1 protein-coding gene is annotated in these 1,020 nt (G+C 32.7%); it reads left to right on the forward strand.

Annotation, left to right across the window (positions count from 1 at the left end; genetic code table 11):
• Nucleotides 1–59: 59 nt before the first annotated feature.
• Nucleotides 60–848 (forward strand): alpha/beta fold hydrolase, encoded by a 789-nt coding sequence (locus Q0857_RS16865; protein ID WP_298538072.1) that lies wholly within the window; start codon nt 60–62, stop codon nt 846–848.
• The last annotated feature ends 172 nt before the right edge of the window (nt 849–1,020 follow it).

The raw sequence follows: 1,020 nt of genomic DNA on the forward strand, positions 1-1,020 counted from the left end.
AACGTTGGCAATAATTTAAAAATCAACGTCAAATTCAACTAATTTAGAAAATTTTTGATATGAAAACAATCAAAAGAAATTTACTCTTTCTGACAACTATCTTTCTTTTTTCGTCTGTAACTTTTGCGCAAGAAAAAAATAATGACAAGCCTATTTTTATTTTAGTACATGGTACGTTTCAATGGGGAGGACAATGGAATTTACTGAAATCTGACCTTGTTACAAAAGGTTATGTTGTGTATAATCCAACTCTAACTGGACTTGGTGAAAAGAATCACTTATTATCAAAAGAGACTGGTATATCTACCCATATAAATGATATTGTAAATTTCATTGAATGGAATAATTTAGAAAATATTATTTTGGTTGGTCATTCCTATGGTGGACCTGTAATTTCGGGAGTTGTTGATAAGGTAGGAAATAAAATAAAACATCAAGTATATATTGATTGTGCTCCTGCAGACAATGGAGAAAATACGATGGATGTTTTTGGACCTGATGTTGCTCGTATCTCATTGGAATCAGCAAAAGAAAATGGAGATGGTTGGCTGATAACAGCGGATGCATTGAGAGAACCTATTCCTACAATGTCTAAACATCCCTTAAAATCATATTTGGAGCGCGTAGAAATTGTTAATGGCATTAAAACGGACGGAACTATAGTACTTGCCACTGAAGCTATGTCCATATTTGGATATATGAGAACAACAAGTGCTCCAAAAAAAGCAAAGGCAAGAAATTGGAAAGTATATACAATTGAGGGTCCACATACTTTACAAGAACAAGATCCTTCAATGTCTCAAATTTCAAAAATCCTTGTTGACATTAATAATTCTATATCAAATTAAATTTCAGAATTTTGGTTAGTACCTGAAAATAAAAAAACTATTGCCAACACCGTGTAAAAATAATTGCTTGGTTCTAGCCTACTCGGAAAATCCTGCGGATTTCCCTCTGGTTCGCTCCATTTTTATTAAGTTAGTTGCTTAATCACACAACTATCCTTACACAAACACGTTA

This window comes from uncultured Algibacter sp., from assembly GCF_947495925.1.
Classification (GTDB): Bacteria; Bacteroidota; Bacteroidia; order Flavobacteriales; family Flavobacteriaceae; genus Algibacter_E.